At 35.2% G+C, this 17199-nt stretch carries 20 protein-coding genes and 1 pseudogene; 7 read left to right on the top strand and 14 right to left on the bottom strand.

Annotation, left to right across the window (positions count from 1 at the left end):
* The first annotated feature begins 140 nt into the window (after positions 1-140).
* Both FC57_RS09060 and FC57_RS09055 read left to right on the top strand, forming a co-directional pair.
* Positions 141-1157, top strand: coding sequence for an NAD(P)/FAD-dependent oxidoreductase (locus FC57_RS09060; RefSeq protein ID WP_007126952.1), 1017 nt, complete (start codon positions 141-143; stop codon positions 1155-1157).
* Between the two features lie 8 nt (positions 1158-1165).
* Positions 1166-1816 (top strand): VTT domain-containing protein, encoded by a 651-nt coding sequence (locus tag FC57_RS09055; protein ID WP_007126951.1) that lies wholly within the window; start codon positions 1166-1168, stop codon positions 1814-1816.
* A 13-nt stretch (positions 1817-1829) separates the two neighbouring features.
* On the opposite strand, the gene FC57_RS09050 is transcribed toward FC57_RS09055, so the two are convergent.
* The 5 genes from FC57_RS09050 to FC57_RS09030 are packed head-to-tail and all read right to left on the bottom strand — an operon-like array spanning position 1830 to position 5554.
* Positions 1830-2438: a TIGR01906 family membrane protein gene (locus FC57_RS09050; RefSeq protein WP_007126950.1), complete on the bottom strand. Its 609-nt coding sequence runs from the start codon at positions 2436-2438 to the stop codon at positions 1830-1832.
* The gene (locus FC57_RS09045) at positions 2435-3205 is read right to left on the bottom strand and encodes a TIGR01457 family HAD-type hydrolase (protein ID WP_007126949.1); all 771 of its coding nucleotides are present in this window, start codon (positions 3203-3205) and stop codon (positions 2435-2437) included. Before FC57_RS09045 ends, FC57_RS09050 begins: the two co-directional genes overlap by 4 nt.
* The gene (locus tag FC57_RS09040; protein WP_007126948.1) at positions 3205-3843 is read right to left on the bottom strand and encodes a YutD family protein; all 639 of its coding nucleotides are present in this window, start codon (positions 3841-3843) and stop codon (positions 3205-3207) included. Before FC57_RS09040 ends, FC57_RS09045 begins: the two co-directional genes overlap by 1 nt.
* Entirely contained in the window at positions 3836-5218 is a 1383-nt protein-coding gene (locus tag FC57_RS09035) for a bifunctional metallophosphatase/5'-nucleotidase (RefSeq protein WP_007126947.1), read from the bottom strand. Before FC57_RS09035 ends, FC57_RS09040 begins: the two co-directional genes overlap by 8 nt.
* Before the next feature lie 15 nt (positions 5219-5233).
* Positions 5234-5554: a hypothetical protein gene (locus FC57_RS09030; protein ID WP_007126946.1), complete on the bottom strand. Its 321-nt coding sequence runs from the start codon at positions 5552-5554 to the stop codon at positions 5234-5236.
* A gap of 93 nt (positions 5555-5647) precedes the next feature.
* Here FC57_RS09030 and FC57_RS09025 point away from each other — a divergent pair, with 93 nt between their 5' ends.
* Positions 5648-7018, top strand: a complete 1371-nt coding sequence (locus FC57_RS09025; protein WP_007126945.1) for a glycerophosphodiester phosphodiesterase — start codon at positions 5648-5650, stop codon at positions 7016-7018.
* A 49-nt stretch (positions 7019-7067) separates the two neighbouring features.
* Here the strand turns inward: FC57_RS09025 and FC57_RS09020 are convergent, their stop codons facing one another.
* Positions 7068-8069, bottom strand: coding sequence for a substrate-binding domain-containing protein (locus FC57_RS09020; protein WP_007126944.1), 1002 nt, complete (start codon positions 8067-8069; stop codon positions 7068-7070).
* A gap of 142 nt (positions 8070-8211) precedes the next feature.
* Between FC57_RS09020 and FC57_RS09015 the strand changes: the two genes are divergently transcribed.
* Positions 8212-9318 carry an aminopeptidase P family protein gene (locus FC57_RS09015; protein ID WP_007126943.1) on the top strand — a complete coding sequence of 369 codons (1107 nt, stop codon included), beginning with the start codon at positions 8212-8214 and terminating at the stop codon, positions 9316-9318.
* A gap of 52 nt (positions 9319-9370) precedes the next feature.
* On the opposite strand, the gene FC57_RS09010 is transcribed toward FC57_RS09015, so the two are convergent.
* Together FC57_RS09010 and FC57_RS09005 are read right to left on the bottom strand one after the other, a co-directional pair.
* The gene (locus tag FC57_RS09010) at positions 9371-9748 is read right to left on the bottom strand and encodes a hypothetical protein (RefSeq protein ID WP_007126942.1); all 378 of its coding nucleotides are present in this window, start codon (positions 9746-9748) and stop codon (positions 9371-9373) included.
* A 19-nt stretch (positions 9749-9767) separates the two neighbouring features.
* Positions 9768-10193 (bottom strand): DUF948 domain-containing protein, encoded by a 426-nt coding sequence (locus FC57_RS09005; protein ID WP_007126941.1) that lies wholly within the window; start codon positions 10191-10193, stop codon positions 9768-9770.
* Positions 10194-10291: 98 nt separating this feature from the next.
* On the opposite strand from FC57_RS09005, the gene FC57_RS09000 reads away from it, so the two are divergent.
* On the top strand, positions 10292-11143 hold the full coding sequence (locus tag FC57_RS09000; protein WP_007126940.1) for a mechanosensitive ion channel family protein: 852 nt from the start codon (positions 10292-10294) through the stop codon (positions 11141-11143).
* Between the two features lie 35 nt (positions 11144-11178).
* Here FC57_RS09000 and FC57_RS08995 read toward each other — a convergent pair whose 3' ends face one another.
* Together FC57_RS08995 and murI are read right to left on the bottom strand one after the other, a co-directional pair.
* Positions 11179-11799 carry an XTP/dITP diphosphatase gene (locus tag FC57_RS08995; protein ID WP_007126939.1) on the bottom strand — a complete coding sequence of 207 codons (621 nt, stop codon included), beginning with the start codon at positions 11797-11799 and terminating at the stop codon, positions 11179-11181.
* Positions 11799-12605 carry a glutamate racemase gene (gene murI / locus FC57_RS08990; RefSeq protein WP_007126938.1) on the bottom strand — a complete coding sequence of 269 codons (807 nt, stop codon included), beginning with the start codon at positions 12603-12605 and terminating at the stop codon, positions 11799-11801. The genes FC57_RS08995 and murI overlap by 1 nt, the downstream gene beginning before the upstream one ends.
* A gap of 76 nt (positions 12606-12681) precedes the next feature.
* Between murI and FC57_RS08985 the strand changes: the two genes are divergently transcribed.
* Together FC57_RS08985 and mscL are read left to right on the top strand one after the other, a co-directional pair.
* Entirely contained in the window at positions 12682-13101 is a 420-nt protein-coding gene (locus FC57_RS08985) for a YslB family protein (protein WP_007126937.1), read from the top strand.
* Between the two features lie 80 nt (positions 13102-13181).
* Positions 13182-13553: a large-conductance mechanosensitive channel protein MscL gene (gene mscL, locus FC57_RS08980; RefSeq protein WP_040530086.1), complete on the top strand. Its 372-nt coding sequence runs from the start codon at positions 13182-13184 to the stop codon at positions 13551-13553.
* Between the two features lie 104 nt (positions 13554-13657).
* On the opposite strand, the pseudogene FC57_RS11330 reads toward mscL, so the two are convergent.
* The 4 genes and pseudogenes from FC57_RS11330 to FC57_RS08965 form a co-directional block, all read right to left on the bottom strand.
* Positions 13658-14117, bottom strand: a pseudogene (locus FC57_RS11330) (asparagine synthase-related protein); the annotation flags it as partial.
* Position 14118: 1 nt separating this feature from the next.
* A partial coding sequence (asnB, locus tag FC57_RS08975) for an asparagine synthase (glutamine-hydrolyzing) (RefSeq protein WP_236695725.1) occupies positions 14119-15620 on the bottom strand: 1502 nt, incomplete at its 3' end.
* 11 nt (positions 15621-15631) lie between these two features.
* On the bottom strand, positions 15632-16366 hold the full coding sequence (locus FC57_RS08970; protein WP_007126934.1) for an alpha/beta hydrolase: 735 nt from the start codon (positions 16364-16366) through the stop codon (positions 15632-15634).
* A gap of 8 nt (positions 16367-16374) precedes the next feature.
* The gene (locus tag FC57_RS08965) at positions 16375-17052 is read right to left on the bottom strand and encodes a type 1 glutamine amidotransferase (RefSeq protein WP_007126933.1); all 678 of its coding nucleotides are present in this window, start codon (positions 17050-17052) and stop codon (positions 16375-16377) included.
* Positions 17053-17199 lie beyond the last annotated feature (147 nt).

Below are 17199 nucleotides of genomic sequence, written 5' to 3'. Positions count from 1 at the left end.
CTTCCCTCGAAGCGACTTTATTAATATATCAAACTTGTTTTTCAAATGCAAGTCTTTTTTTATTAATAATTAATCGCGATATAAAAACGCGACTTCAATAATATATCGTATTTACTAAAATTAAGCAAGCTATTTTTCAAATGAATATTGTTCTATTTCATGGTAAAGTTGATACGACAATAATTAAGAGAGGTGTGTTCAAAATAGGAAATTATGATTTAGCAATTATTGGCAGCGGACCTGTTGGTTTATTTGCCGCACATTACGCTCATTTACATGGATTAAGCAGTATAATTTTTGATTCATTATCTGAAGTTGGTGGTCAACCTCAAATGCTTTATCCATTTAAACAAATAACAGACATCCCTGCCTACAAAAAAATTACGGGTACAGATCTAATAAAAAAATTAACAGATGATCTTGCAGGCGAAACGAAAATCGTCACTAATCATAAGGTTGAACAAGTTACTAAAAATTCAGACGGCTTTACGATTGATAATTCTGTTTTTGTTCGCAGCATTATCATTGCTACTGGTGCTGGTGCGTTCAAACCAAAAGAATTGCCACTAAAAATGGACGAAGCCACTAAAAAACAAGTTCACTATTTCATTAAAGATCCTAAAGAATTTGCTGGTCAAACAATTGGCGTATTCGGCGGTGGTGATTCCGCTCTTGATTGGGCTCTTGAATTATCTAATTATGCCAATATCAAAATTATTCATCGGCGTAATCAATTCCGTGGTTTAGAGTCCAACGTAGCCAAACTAAAATCTTTAAAAAACGTTGAAATTCTCACGCCATATCTTCCTAAAGATATCCAAATGATCAATAATCAGTTGGACGTCAGCCTTAAAGAAATGGGCGGCACGCAACTAAGAAATGAAACATTTGATCAAATCATCGTCGCATATGGTTTCAAAGCAAATAATCGTTTTGTTAAAAAATGGGGCATTGATCTTAATGGCACCAATATTGCAGTCGACCGTTCAATGAAGACCAATATTAATGGAATTTATGCTGTAGGTGATGTTGTCACCTATCCTGGACGCGTGCCTCTAATTGCATTAGGTTTTGGCGAAGCACAGATCGCTATTACAGCTATTATGCGCGATCTATTTCCAGAAAAAACTTTAACCATTCATTCAACTAGCATGTAGGAGTTTTTATGACTTTAATTGATTTTATTCTTCACATTGATGATCATCTAGTCACGATCGTCAATCAATTCGGCGGCTGGTCTTATTTGATTCTTTTTGCAATTATTTTTATTGAAACGGGATTGGTTGTCTTTCCTTTCCTGCCAGGTGATTCATTAATTTTTGCAGCAAGTGCAATGGCAGCTAATCCTAAATACGGATTGAATATTTGGCTAATCTACTTTGTAGTCGCCTTCGCTGCTATTGTGGGCGATACAGCTAACTATGAAATTGGTGCCTGGTCAGCTAGAGCTGGTGAAAAACATAGTTGGTTCAATAAACTGATCAACAAAAACAATCGGCTAGCAGCTGAAAAATTCTTCGAGCGCCACGGTCCAATTACGATTGTTATAGGTAGATTCATCCCGTTCATTCGTACTTTTGTACCGTTCATTTCAGGCGGAAGCAAGATGCATTATGGTAAGTTCATCGCATACAATGTATTGGGTGGTTTGCTCTGGACCGGATTATTTACAGTTATCGGTTTCTTCTTCGGCAACATTCCATTTGTTAAAGATCACTTCTCAATGATCGTGATTGCTATAATTTTAGTTTCAGTAGTACCAATCGCTATTGTGGCTTTGAAGAAAAAAATATCACTCAAAAAAGAGTTCCATTAATTTGGAACTCTTTTTACTTGCGCAATAATTTTTCAGCAAAATATAATTCATAAACAACCCCTGCTACTGCAAAGCATGAGGCAAAAAATCCTTCCGTCAAAACATTAATAATTGGATCCGTACTTGGATTAAACAGCCAATCATTATTGTTAAATAAAACATGATGAAAGATCACAAAAAAGCTGTCGAAATTAGTTACAGCAAACGGAAAAACAACAATAGGCAATAAAAGCAAAATAAGTGCTGCTGACTTATCTAAATCAAGTAGTGCTTTTTTTCTTTGCTTTTTAAAAATAAAATGCAGTACTAAACAGATAACAAAAACCAAAACAGCTAAAACAAATAGTTGCTTACATTCCGCAAAATGTTCAGCAGCATTTGGTGATGTAGGAAAATTATCCATTTTAAGGTGCTTTTTAAGGGGCCAGATCAAATAAAACATCAACTGGTTATAATTATGCATAACCTTAAATAAAGACATATGAACCGTCTCATACGTCTTCTGCACGATCATAAAAATAAATAATAATGACCAACTAGCGACAATTGCTCCTACTACGCTACTAGTAATAGCAAACAAAAAGTGATAAATAATCGAAAAAATATTGTCTTTAGTAATCATAATTTAAATTCATCCAGATTATTGACCAAAATAGTCGGTTGACGCTTACCTTGAATATCTTCTTTTTTGGTTACCCCGGTTAATGTCAACAATTGATCAACATTGCTATTAAAGCCAGCTTTAATGTCTGTATCATAATTATCGCCGACTAATAGAGCTTCATCTTTAGAATACCCCATCTTACTCAAAGCCATATTAACGATAATTGATTCTGGTTTACCAATATACAAAGGCTCTACACCACTAGCTGCCGCAACAAATGCGCACTGTGAACCATTACCTGGAATAAGTTCCCCTTCCGCGGGCAAATTCATATCTGCATTCGTTCCGATAAAGGTAGCCCCTTCTCTAATAGCACGAGAAGCAACACGTACCTTATGGTAAGTCAAATCGGTATCCATTCCGACAATTACATAATCCGGATTGGCTTCATTGATTTCAAATTCAGGATGTTTTAATATCTCACTCCATAAGCCGATTTGTCCAATAATATAAACTCCGATTTTCTGCTTATGATTGTGATTCAAAATATAGCTAACTGTTGCCATACTTGGGGTGTAAACATGATTTACATCTGTTTCAACCCCATGTCCTTTTAACTTATCAACCACCATTTGAAGTGTTCTGGTAGTGTTGTTGGTTAAAAATAAATAGTCTTTCTTTTGTTCTACCAACCGATGAACAAATCTTACTCCTGACTCAACGGTATCCTTTCCGCGATAAACAGTTCCATCCAAGTCAATTAAAAATAACCGGTAATCTTTCACTAGTTTCCCTTTCTCTTTTTAATGATAAAAGAATGATGCCGTCCATATTCTTTTTTAACTGCAATTGATTGCTTCTTTTTAAATTTAGTCTGATGAACGCGGCGCTTTTTGAATGGATTATTTTTATTTTCATTCTTGCGATACGTCTTATAACGCCGGCGACGAAAACGTTCATTCTTGTTAAACTCACGCTTGCTAAACTCGCGTTCATGATACTCATGCGGTCGCTTTTTCTGATGTTGATAAAAATGCGTTGGATGAGTTAATTCTAAGATAAAATATGGACCACCTGGATTACAGTACTCTGTCAAATAATCTACGATCGACATTTCTTTCTTATCAATCGAAGTGCGCGCATCATCTTTGTAAAAACCTTTTAAACGTAAGTGATCACTAGAAACATCACCTACTAAATAATCGTATTGATCAAGGTAAGGGTCATATTTTTTACGCAGCGTTTCTATATCCAGCGCATCCCGTTCATTCACAATAATGCTATAAAGTTGCTCATTAATTTTGATGCTTTTTCCATCCTGTACAATATCAGCTAAAGGATGACGAATAGGCTGCTCTTGCTCAAATTTATTTACTTTTTCTTCGGATTGATCTTCCGATTTCTTTTTATTTTCTTCAGTCATTTACTTCACTTCTAGATGATAATGGGTATTTTTTAGCTAAATATTCCCCAACAACTTCACGTAAAAATTGTGGGAATAAGAACTCATTTTCACCAACAATGGCCAAAGTTGGGAAAAATGGAACTAAAACATAGTGATCCAAACAGGCAATCTGATATTCTTTCTCAGGATCTATCTCGCTACCATTTACATAAACAATGCGTTTACGCATATCGACTTTAATGCCCTTGTAGTACATCTGACCAAAAATCTTGCCTCTAAAGCTCATCCCTTGCAAATGGAAATGATCAAGATAGTGTCTATTCTTTTCAATTTCCATTACTAAACGCCAGAGATCACTGCCTTTTAAGGTTGAACGCACAACATGCATTGGGTGTGGCAAAGCATTTTGCAAATCGTATTGCGTTAACACCCCACTCTTAAAGGGAGTCAAGAACAAACCAGAACTTAAAATAGCTAAATCTGTTTTGGCAAAATTAGCAATTGCATCAAGAGAAACTTGTACGGCAGCCACCTTATCATCTGTGAACTTTTCAGGCAAATCAGCCACTTTGCGTTCTGATAAAAGTTTCTTGCCTTTGTCATAATAACCTTGAATTACTGCCTCATCTTCTGGTTTAGCTGGCATAGATGCTGTGGCAACAGTATTAGGAACGATTTTAGTTACGCGATGATCTTCAAGCTCGACATGAATGTCGCCCACATAGTTGCCCCACTTACCAGTCTGCGTAATCCAAGTACGATTCACTTTTTCACCATGAGCTAGCAAATCATGACTATGACCACCTACAATCAAATCAATCTGAGGATAATTCTTAGCAAGCCAGCGATCCATTTTAAGACCAACGTGAGTTAACAAAATTAAAACATCGTATTGATCTTTAATCTTAGCTAATTCTTGATCCATCGTGCTTCCTAACATTTTGACATGCCAATGATTAGGACCATAAGTCATTGGATAAGCGGCAGTTAATCCGATTAAAGCAATTCGTGTATTTTTCTTAGTAGTCAAAATCTTGTGTCCCACAGCCCATTTAGGCATGCTTTCATCCTCTTCACGCAGATTCGCTAAAATAGTTGGAAATTTTGCATGATCAAAAAGATGTTCTAAGACCCAATGAGGATTGGATATTCCCTCATTATTGCCAATAGTAATGGCAGTATAGTCAAAACCATTCATTAACTTAATATTGGCCTGTCCCTCAGTAGCATCAGTTAGCGGATGGGAACGATCCATAAAATCGCCTGCATCAAAGGTATAAACCTCATCAACAGAAGTATCTGCCTGCGCCTTTTTTAAATAGCGTCCAATTTTAGGAAAATGTTCAAAATGTGAATGAAGATCATTTGTATGTAAAATTCGCAATGTTTCCATTTTTCATGCCGCTTTCTATCCAATTCGATTGGCTTTCAATATCATGTTATATGCATCCAAAACTTTTCCTTTAGGTTTCTTCCACTCTACCCACTTAGGATTTTTCCAATCATCTTCATTGGTTAGAGTCTGCAAATCATAAGTATCGTTGATATACTTTTCATATTCAACCAAAGCCTTGGTTCGTGGAATATTCAGCTGCAATATTCTAACTTTCTTGATATAACCATGATCGGCCGCAAGTTCTGCAATCCCATTTTGATCAATATTAGAGATTTCATAATAGCGACTGCCATCATTTCTAGTAACTTCTTCAATTAAATCCAATTGTTCCATCAAATTCACCCTTTAAGGAATAAAAGAATCATACTATCAAATAGAAAAAAATGTGTAACCATGCTATTGTAAATATGCGATAGAGGTGTACACATGAAATTTAAAAGCCAATTGCTTTGGGCTCTTTTTTTTAGCTTAATCTTTTTTACAACCAGTGGTTTTACTGTTGTAGGCCACCGAGGCGATCCTATCAAGTATCCTGAAGAAACTATCCAGGCTGATAATTCCGCCTTTAATTCCGGTGCCGATTACGTCGAACTCGATCTCCAACTTTCAAAAGATGGGGTTCTGGTCATCTCTCATGATGATGATCTTTATCGAGTTACACATACACATGCAATTGTATCACAAAATAACTTTGAAACACTTAAACAACTAAGGTACGACAACGGCGAACATGTAATGTCGTTAAACGAATTGTTTGCTCATTATAAAAATAAGCCAAATACCAAATTTGTTTTAGAAACCAAAATCGACCATAGTATCAATCCATCTTACGAATTAGAAGATAAAATTGCAGAAGTCGTTAAAGAATATCATATGCAAAATCGAATTATGATTCATTCTTTTTCTGCAGCTAGTTTATTTCACTTAAGAAAAGTGATGCCTGATGCCTATCTGATTTTAATTGTAGGCAGCTTGAAACGAATCAACTTTAGTATTTTGCCTCAAGTTAATGCAGTTAACGCTTCGTCAGATATTGTACAAGAGCATCCCTTTTTAATCCATTGGTTGCATAAACTCCACAAGCAACTCTTTGTCTGGGCTGAGATGGACGAATCACCTGCCCTTTGGCATTGGTTAATCAACCGCAACGTTGATGGGGTAGTAACTAATTTTCCAGCTACTGGTTTTAAATATAAATTAGCCAAAAGTGGCACCAAAAAGTACGCGATCAATCGGCAAGGCATTTATTTTGGCAAAACTAAAACGGCAACAATGATGAATCCCTATGTCCGTATCAAAGAAAAGAAATATGTTTATCCAGGACAAAAATTAGATGTCACTTATGGCGTCAGAGTAGATGATCATCTTTACTACCAAATTGCAGAAAAAACATTTATTTCAGCAGAATTTGTCAATTTGGATTTAAAACCACAAGATATTGCACCTTATCAGCAAAAAAGAATTATTGCCAAGCCTAACTCTAAAGTAACGATTTACAGCTATCCCGATAATCAAGCTAGAACCACTAAGACTTTGCCAGCAAACAAATTATTCAAGATTCAAAACTTTAATGGCAGTCCTAAAAACATGTGGATCTACACTAAACTCGGCTGGGTTAAGGCAAAAAGCATTTTATTCTACGGCTTCTTCAATAGCAAAGACTTCACTAAATATGATCAGTTGCCAAGAGTTAGTCAATACACCAATCTAGTATTATTACCATACAACCCAAATCAATTAGTTAATGAACCAACTTACGCCGAAAAACAAAAGCAAATTAATCATATTGTCTACTAAAAATTAAAAAAGATCAGTTTTTACAACTGATCTTTTTTCATAATCAATTTTATTGATTCAAAGTACTTTGCTTCTTAACCAATTCATATGGCAATTCAATATGAGTTTCATCAACTTCTTCATTATTCATCAACTTAGTCAACATTCTCATTGCCACAGCACCCATGTCATAAAGTGGTTGCTTAATCGTGGTCAAGGCTGGACGAACAACAGAAGCAAGTTGAGTAGCACTCGCAGTAACAATTTCCAAGTCTTCTGGTATCTTCTTGCCTGCATCGATTGCAGAATTCAAAATACCAACAGAAGAAATATCACGAGTAACAATTACACCATCAATACCGTCTTTAACAAGTTGTGGATATAAATTGTAACCATCTGAATAATCCTTAATGTCAGTATAAATATGGGGTTCTCCCAAATTGTTTTCCTTAATGAATTCTTCATATGCTGGAATTCTGTTCTCACCGTTAACCACGGCATCTTGATCACCAACTACGATGGCTAAGTTCTTCTTGCCATCATGCATCATTAAGTTTAACGCTTCAGTATCAGCTTTCTTGTAGTCAATCGTAACTGAGGCAAATTCATCGCGATTGTCCTTAGTTCCTGCTAAAACCACAGGCGTTTCAGTCCGCTTGAATGCTTCTGCAGCTTCATCTGGCAAACGGTTTGACATATAAATCACACCATCAACCTGCTTATTGAGCAAACTCTGAATAACTTGGTCTTCTTTCATCAAGCGATTTTCAATACTTGTAATGATGATATTGTATTTGTACAAAAGAGCAATATCATCGATCCCCTTAGATAATTCGGCAAAATATAAATTAGTCAAATCTGGAACGATCAGACCAACCGTAGTAGTACGTTTAGAAGCTAAACCTTGTGCTACTGCATTTGGTTGATAGTGGAGTTTCTTAATAACCGCAAGTACGCGATCACGAGTTTCTTTTCTAACATTATTATTACCATTAACAACACGAGAAACAGTAGCCATTGAAACCTTCGCTTCTCGAGCGACATCATAGATTGTAACTTCTTGCTTATGCATCTCTTATCTCAGTCCTTCCAAAATATCCTTCACTTTAATTTATCATTATGTAGCAATAATTGCAAACGTTTACAGTTTTTCTTTCATTTTTTCATAGTAAAACATGTTATACTGAACTAAATTTAACGAAAAGAGGACACCCATGAATTTAGATAAATTACAACAATGGTTGCAAGACTCAGGCAACGACATTGCATATATTTCTAATCCAATTACTATTTCATACTTTACTGGTTACTCAATGGATCCTCACGAACGAATCTTTGCTTTACTCGCATTTAAAGATGCAGATCCTTTTATCTTCTGCCCTGCTTTAAATGTTGAAGAAGCTAAAAATTCTGAGTGGGATGGTGACGTTTTCGGTTACCTTGATTCAGAAGATCCATGGAGTTTGATCGCTGATAACGTTAAAAAGAGAACTAGTGAAACACATAACTGGGCAATTGAAAAGGACAGTTTATCCGTTTCTCATTATCAACTTTTACGTAGTGAATTCCCTAGCTCTAGCTTCACCAACGACGTTTCACCATTTATCGAAAAACTTCGTCTTTACAAAACTCCTGAAGAAATTAAGAAATTGCAAGGTGCCGGTGCAGAAGCCGACTTTGCTTTCAAGATTGGTTTCGATGCTATTAGAACTGGTGCTACTGAAAGAAGTATTGCCGGTCAAATCGATTACCAATTAAAGATTCAAAAAGGTGTTATGCATGAAAGTTTTGAAACCATTGTACAAGCAGGTAAAAATGCAGCTAATCCCCACCTTGGTCCAACTATGAATCAAGTACAACCAAACGAATTAGTATTATTCGACTTAGGGACTATGCATGACGGCTATGCATCAGATTCCAGTAGAACTGTGGCTTACGGTACTCCTAGTGACAAGCAACGTGAGATTTACGAAGTTGATCGTGAAGCCCAACAAGCTGCTATTGAAGCAGCTAAACCAGGAATCACTGCAGAGGAACTTGATAGCGTTGCCCGTGACATTATTACTAATGCTGGTTATGGCGAATACTTCATTCACCGTTTGGGTCACGGAATTGGTAAAAACGTACACGAATATCCATCAATTGTTCAAGGCAATGATTTAGTACTTGAAGAAGGCATGTGCTTCTCCATTGAACCAGGTATTTACATCCCTGGTTTTGCTGGTGTCAGAATCGAAGACTGTGGTGTTGTAACTAAAGATGGTTTTAAGCCATTTACCCATACCGATAAAGACTTAAAGATTTTGCCACTTAAAGATTAAAGCCAAAGAAAAAAGACCGACAAATGTCGGTCTTTTTTAATAGACTAAATTATTAAGCTTCTGGCTTGTCTGCATCTGATGAAGTATCAGTAGTGTCTTCAGTTTCAGCATTGTTCAAGTCATCAACTGATTCTTCTGCGTTGTCTTTGTCAGCAACGTCATCGTCTTTATCTGAATCATCGATTACGATGTCATCAAAATCCTTTAATTCGGAATCATCTTCAACATTCTTCGGGAATGAAGCTAATTGGTTCTTGACAATTTCAGTACCATTATCATATTTCTTCTTTAAATCTTGAAGCTTATCGTTGTCCTTAAGTTTATTCTTAACGTCATCAACTTGTTCGTCACTAACAAGAAGTGAGCCTGCAATAAAACCTGCTGCACAACCGGCGATAGCGCCTAATACGAAACTTGCGAATTTTTTCATGGTGAATTCCTCCTTTTAATTAATTTTCACCTTTACGACGTCTGCGTCTAGCAAAAGCAGCCGCTGCAATTGAAGAAACAAGACCAGCATGACTAAAATGATTGCTGCTAAAACGTTTAGCGATCTTTTTGGATGAATCATTTAATTCTGAAACGCTTTCGCCTAAGTCTGCAGCAGCTTTAACCACTGGATCTAACGTCTTCATTTTACCATTAACGTCGGTCATAAGGTCATTAGTTTTATCCAACAAATCATTTGTTTGACTCATTAAGCTATCCATGTCTTCAGTCATTTTTTTCAATGATTCGTTAGTTGTTTCAATAGTTGAACTGGTTTCTTTTAAAACCTTAGCAGTTCTTCTAAGCATTGGAATCGTGAATAACACTAAAATTAAAAATGCAACTGCTGCAATTAGTCCAGCTAAAGCACCGTAAGAAATTGTCATCTTTTACCTCCATATCATCTAAAAAAAGTCTAGCATGAATGTACTTTATTCTCAATCTTATGTATTATTAAACCATAAAAAATAAGAAAGGACATTATATGAAGATTCCTTCACATATAAGCATTCATAAAATCCAATTCGATTGGAACAAGATTAGTCAAAATTTACTTTCTACCATTTGGCAATTAGTGATTACAACTCTAATCTTTTATATATTATCTCACTTTGGCCATAAATTAATTAACAATTATTTAGCCAAACATAATACTTTAAAAAATAAGCGTACCAAAACAATTGCAGCCCTAATTAACAGTTTGTTTCAATACACTTTGATTTTCTTTTATTTATTTGGCATCTTATCGATTCTAGGAGTACCTGTTGGAACACTATTAGCAAGTGCTGGGATCTTTTCACTAGCTTTAGGTATGGGAGCACAAGGTTTCGTCAGCGATCTGGTCAACGGCTTCTTTATCTTAAGCGAAGATCAATTTGATGTTGGTGATTTGGTACAAATTGGAACTAACGTCGGCACGGTAGTTCAATTAGGACTTCGAACTACTAGATTAAAAGGCTCAGATGGTTCATTGATTTACATCCCTAACCGCAATATTACAATCGTACAAAATCTAGCTCACGGTGGCGTAGCATTAGATATTAAACTAGATCTTGATACCAAAAATGATATCGAAAAAGTTGATCGTCTAATCAAAGAATGCAATCGCAAAGTTCAACCTGAGAAAAAGACAATTGTACAGGGGCCATCTATTGTAGGTGTAATTGAGCAAACAGGACAAAAATTTGTTTATGATGTTCATTTTCAAGTTAAACCTGGTAAACAAAGCGATGTTAAGAATTTATACCTAACGCAATATATCCAAACTTTACGAGAAAATGGTATTGTATTTGCCAGTACAGCCCGAGATACTACTACAGCTAAAAAAAGCAATTAAAAAATGTCCAGTTCAAAAAACTGGGCATTTTTACTTTATTCAAATTGTGCAAGCCAAGCAGGCAATTCCTGCAATAACTTTTCCACTGCACGACCACGATGTGAAATTTCATTTTTCTCATCAGTAGTCATTTGAGCAAATGTCTTACCTTTTTCTGGCACATAAAAGAGTGGATCATAACCAAAACCATCTTCACCTTGAGGCAAAGCTAAGATTCGACCAGAGCAAGTACCTGAAACGACTAAGTCCTTATCAAACTTTCCTGGCATCGAAACCACAATTGTAGTCCAAAACTTAGCGGTTCTCTTATCTTCAGGAACACCGCCCAATTCTGCTAAAAGTTTCGCATTATTTTTAGCATCATTATGCGCTTCACCAGCATAACGGGCACTTCTTACACCCGGTTCACCGTTTAAAGCGTCGACCATTAAGCCTGAATCATCCGCAATAGTGGGCATCTTACTGAAATCGGCTAGTTCATGTGCCTTAATCTTGGCATTAGTTTCAAAAGTATGGCCACTTTCAATTGGATGTGGCGGATTATCCAAATCAGCGTTAGTTTTGATCTCAACATCTACGCCAGCCTTTTTAAAAGCCTCTTTTAACTCTCTAGCTTTTCCCTGATTGCTAGTCGCAAACAAAATTTCCTTGACCATTATTCGTTCTCCGTATCTACATGTTCAGAAGTCAAAGTATCATCATCCATAAATGTCCGAGCCAATTTATCAAAGTTATCAGGATTACCCGTTGTGTAATACTTATGAACAGCTTTATGCCTTTCTTCGCTAAATAAGCCATCACGACGCATTACGTTGAAAGTATATTGTGCAACTTGATCAGCTGGATCCAGAATTGTTACCTTAGGATCGTCTACAGCTTCAGTGAACTCTCGCTTAATTAATGGATAATGCGTACAACCTAAAACTAGAGTATCAAAATCTTTTCCTTGCAAAGGAGCAAGACTTTCCTTAACTACCCTTAAATTAGTTGCATGATCTTCTTGAGCTTCTACTAACGGAGCTAATTTAGGTGCTGCTAATTCTGTGACTTTAATTTCTGGATCACGAAAATGAATTTCTTTTTCATAAGCATGTGAAGCAATAGTTACACTAGTGGCAACAACTGCAACCTTTTTATTTTTAGTAGTTCTGGCAGCTGCAAGGGCACCTGATTGAATAACTCCAATAACTTGAGGATCTATTTCTTTTTCAATCGTATCCATAGCTGCTGCGGTTGCCGTATTGCAAGCAATAATTACTAATTTCACATCGTTATTAAGCAAAAATTTTACTGACTTACGCGTCAAATTAATAATATCTTCTTTAGTTCGGTTGCCATATGGCATATGTGCGTTATCACCAATAAAAATGGTAGATTCATTAGGTAGCTTCTTAATTACTTTTTTAACAACTGACAGGCCGCCCAAGCCTGAATCTAGTAGTCCAATTGGACGATTATCCATAATAAAAACCTCTTATTAAGAAAAATTTATTTTCTACTCCTACTAGTTTACGGTAAAATAAAAAAGAATAAAAGGGATGAACAGGTTTATGACAGAAAATACAGAACACGCTAACGAACATGTATATTTTATTAACCAATTATATCGGGACTTTCTATTGCCAACCATTTTAGGTGATGACAACGCCACCATCCTTTACTGGGCTGGCAAAAGAATTGCTCGTCACTATGATTTAACTGATCTAGACGATTTAGTAGAATTCTTCAGCATGGCTGAATTCGGTAAACTTGAGAAAGTCAAGGAAAGACGTTCTTCTACTATTTTCGAATTAAGTGGTCAAACTGTTGAAGATCGCTTAAGCAGCGATAGCAAAGAATTCTCATTAGAAAGCGGAATGATTGCAGAAGCTGTTGAAAAGTCGACCGGACGCGTTACTGAAAGTGAAATCAATATTTTGACTAAAGAAAAGAAAGTACAAATCACCGCTAGGTTCTAAGGGTCAATAATAGACTATAAATTATTACTCTTATATACTTAAACTAAATATACTTTAATTTAGATACAGGAGTGAATAAAATACTTAAAGAATTTAAACAATTTATTGCCCGCGGAAATGTTATTGACTTAGCAGTCGGTGTGATTGTCGGTGCAGCTTTTACAGCAATTGTTCAATCATTGGTTAAAAATTTGATTAATCCATTTATTGGACTTTTTATCGGTAGAATAGATTTATCCAATCTTGTGTTCAAGGTTGGGGATGCAACTTTTAAGTATGGTAGTTTTCTAAACGCTGTAATCAACTTTTTGATTATTTCTTTTGTTGTCTTTCTCCTTGTTAAAGCCGTTAACAAGTTCACTAGAAAAGAAAAAGAAGAAAAGCCCGAAGCTCCAACTGAGGTAGATTACTTAAAAGAAATTCGTGATCTTCTTAAAGAAAAAGAAGCATAATTAAAATACTTTCAAATATAAAAGAACGATCAAAAACCAAAATTAAGGTTTTTGATCGTTTTTTCATTCACTATTTCTTGATCAAATAATTATTTTTTGCAATATTATAATAATCTTCCTTGTTTAATTAAACTGTCAACTTCTGGTTGTACTCTTTGATATTTCTCAACAGTATTTTCATAATCAATGAAAAACAACTTGTACCACACTAAAAAAGTGTAAATGGTCCAAATTTGACGTCGATGAGAGCCATCTCCCTGATAATTTTGATCAAGTAATTTTACAATCTTCTTCTGATCAAAAATATTATTCACAAATTCTTCCGTAAATAAGTTTCTCACTTGTTTATAAAAGCGCTCTTCCTTCAGCCATTGCTTAATTGGCGTTGGAAAACCTAACTTAGGTCTTTTAGCCCATTCATCCGGTAAAACTTTTTCAGCGGCTTTTCTCAAAGCATATTTAGTATCGTATTTATTCACTAAATACTTAGTCGGAATCGTATTGGCCAATTCAGCAATTCTCTTATCTAAATATGGGACTCGCAATTCAAGTGAATGTGCCATCNGAATGTGCCATCGAAATCTTATCAGCTTTTTGTTCAATATCGTTAAGCATAAAATGATGTAAATCAATATATTGCATTTGCTTTACTCGATCTACGTTTTTTACTTTCTTAAAGTCCTTTTGATAAATTCCATTCACAGTTAAATCATTCTGATATTGCTTTTGTAATATAGAATTAGCATCCTTTGATGTAAAAATAGTTGGATAATCCATATCATATATGACCGATTGCCCAACATAAAATTCACTTGGTTTAGCCAAATTAGTATATATATGAACCTTGCCCAGAAAATGAGGTAACTTTTTAATCTTATGAGCTAGCTTATATTGACTTCTTTTCGGAAGCTTTTGCAATTTACTAGTAAAAACCTTAATGAAATCATTATGCGTATGCATCCCATAATTAACATACCCTGCAAAAAGTTCATCCGCACCTTCACCTGACAGAGCAACTGTTACATGCTTTCTAGCCAATTTGCATAAGTACCAAAGTGGAATAATTGAAGGATTGGCATCTGGCTCATCCATATGATACTGCATTTCGGGGAAATCTCGCATTGCTTCATCCGCATTCACTTTACCACTAAAGAAATTCCAACCATTGTGCTTAGCCAAAATCTGAGCCTTAACTGACTCATCATAAGTTGAATCATCAAACTTTATAGAAAAAACATTATCAGGATTTAGCAGTGTCGTTAAGTAAGACGAGTCAACACCTTCAGATAAAAACGCACCTACCTTTACATCTGCATTTCTGTACAGATCAATTGTTTCTCGTAAGTCCTCATCAATCTTTTTAATAGTCTCTTCAAAACTTAGACTATTTTCTTTATATTCAGCATCCCAATACTGATGGATTTTCATTCTTCCAGCCTTATACTCAAACCAATGACCTGCTGGAAAGCGATATACACCTTTAAAAAAAGTTTCCTCTAAGTCGTTATATTGATTCATTAAATATGGTTTAACTGCTTTGGCATTCAATTTTCTTTTAAATTTTGGGAATTCTAAAAAGCTCTTCAGTTCTGATCCAACTAAGAAATGATCATCTTGATTACTATAATAAAGAGGCTTTATGCCAAAGAAATCTCGTGCACCATATAAAGTTTTATTATTTTCATCCCAAATGATAAAGGCGAACATTCCTCGAACACGTTTGAGTAGACCATCCATTCCCCATTCTTCATAACCATGAAGCAAGACTTCTGTATCAGCTTTGGTGGTAAAAATATGACCTGCTTCAATTAGCTCTTTTCTTAAAAATTTATAATTATAAATTTCTCCATTAAAAAGGACCGATCTAGTATGATCTTCATTATAAATAGGTTGAGCACCACCACGTAAATCAATAATTGAAAGTCGTCTAAAACCTAAAGCCACCTCATCATTTGTATAAAAGCCATCAGAACTTGGCCCACGATGTTTTATAGTAGCCATCATTTTACCAATCACTTTTTGTTTGTCATTTATTTTTGGGTCATAAAATGCCACAATTCCGCACATAATTATTCTCCCTACTTTAAGAACTTTATTACTTGATCAACTGCTTTATCTTCAAAGCTTTCTGTAAAGCTGTGATCTGCATTCTCAATTAGATTAAGTTGACTATTTGGAAATACATGATCAAATTTTTGAGCATAAGAAACCGCAACAGCTTCATCATTAGTTCCTTGAATAATATTAACTTCACCCTTATATCGCCCGGCCGACCCATAAATCGATAAATTCTTAAAACTTCTAAAAAATAAACTACCAAGTGTGAGTTTACCGGCACGTACTTTATTGGGAATATTATTAGGATCAAAACTTGTGCCCATTAGTTCACCATTATTTATGTAGTCTTTTAAACTAGCTGCTGGCGCTAATAAAACAAGCTTAGGAAGCAAATCAGGATACAAATCTGCTAATAGCGTTGCTACTACGCCGCCCATCGAATGTCCTATAAGATAGATATTGTTTACATGTGGATTTGAACGTACTTCTTCTAATACAGTACTTGCATCTGCCAATTCACTGAAAATTGTCATTTCTTCTAATTTGCCAGAAGATCCTCCTTGCCCACTAAAGTCAAATCTAATATTTGCAATTCCTGCATTTCTTAAACTACTAGAAAGCTTTCTCATCAATGAGGTATCTTGGTTATCTCCCAGACCATGCAAAAGAATGGCTAAATCATATTTTTCTGCAAATGGTCTTTCTACTTGTCCAACTAATGTCAAACCATCTCTTTTAAAATTTATCTTTGTCATTTTTCTCCCTAAACCGTAATCTTATTTATTCTTCTTTGATATCGTTCAATAATTAATTTGACAATACCATCAGCTATATTCAAATTTTTCAATAATGGACCATGTGAATATGAGCCAATCAAGTTTTTATATCTTATTCCTTCTGATTTTTCCTGTGGGTTGTTGCCAAAGCCTTCAAGTACTTTGCCTAAAGGCTGAATCATATCATTGTCTTCAAAATATGTTTGACCAGAATGATTTTCAAAAGCTCTCACTTCTCCCCATTCAGTCACATATTTTGTATCGCCAATCATTCTTTTATCTGCTTTAAAAATCGTATGAAATGGTAAAATTCCTAATCCTTCAATAATTTCACCTGAACTGATTCGATAATAATTACCCATCAGCTGATAGCCACCGCAAATGCAAAGGATCGGATTTTCCTCTTCTATGTATTTCCGTAAAGTTTCCTTATAACGAACCAAATCTTTAGCAACCACACTTTGCTCAAAATCTTGTCCCCCACCAAAGAAAATAAAGTCATAATTTTCTGCATTGAATTGATCACCTAGAGAAATATTATCAACTTTTGATTTAAATCCTTTTCTTTTTAAGAGGTACTGTAAAATTTTGACATCACCAGAATCACCGTACGTATTCATAAGATCTTCATATAAATACGCTAATTTTACTATTTGACCTTCCATATTTTTCTTCTTTCAATTTGTAAGTAAATTCAGCATATTTTATAATAAAGCTTCAAGTAGGTTTAAGGTCAATAAGTATTAGGAGAAAAGGCATTATGCAACATTTTTCAATTAAGTATATAAGTACGCGTGGTGCTAGTTAAATCG

The sequence above is a fragment of the Lactobacillus ultunensis DSM 16047 genome (assembly GCF_001436305.1).
GTDB classification, from domain to species: domain Bacteria; phylum Bacillota; class Bacilli; order Lactobacillales; family Lactobacillaceae; genus Lactobacillus; species Lactobacillus ultunensis.
Note: the sequence above shows the minus strand (reverse complement) of the source record. Positions and strands in the feature narration are given on the sequence as shown.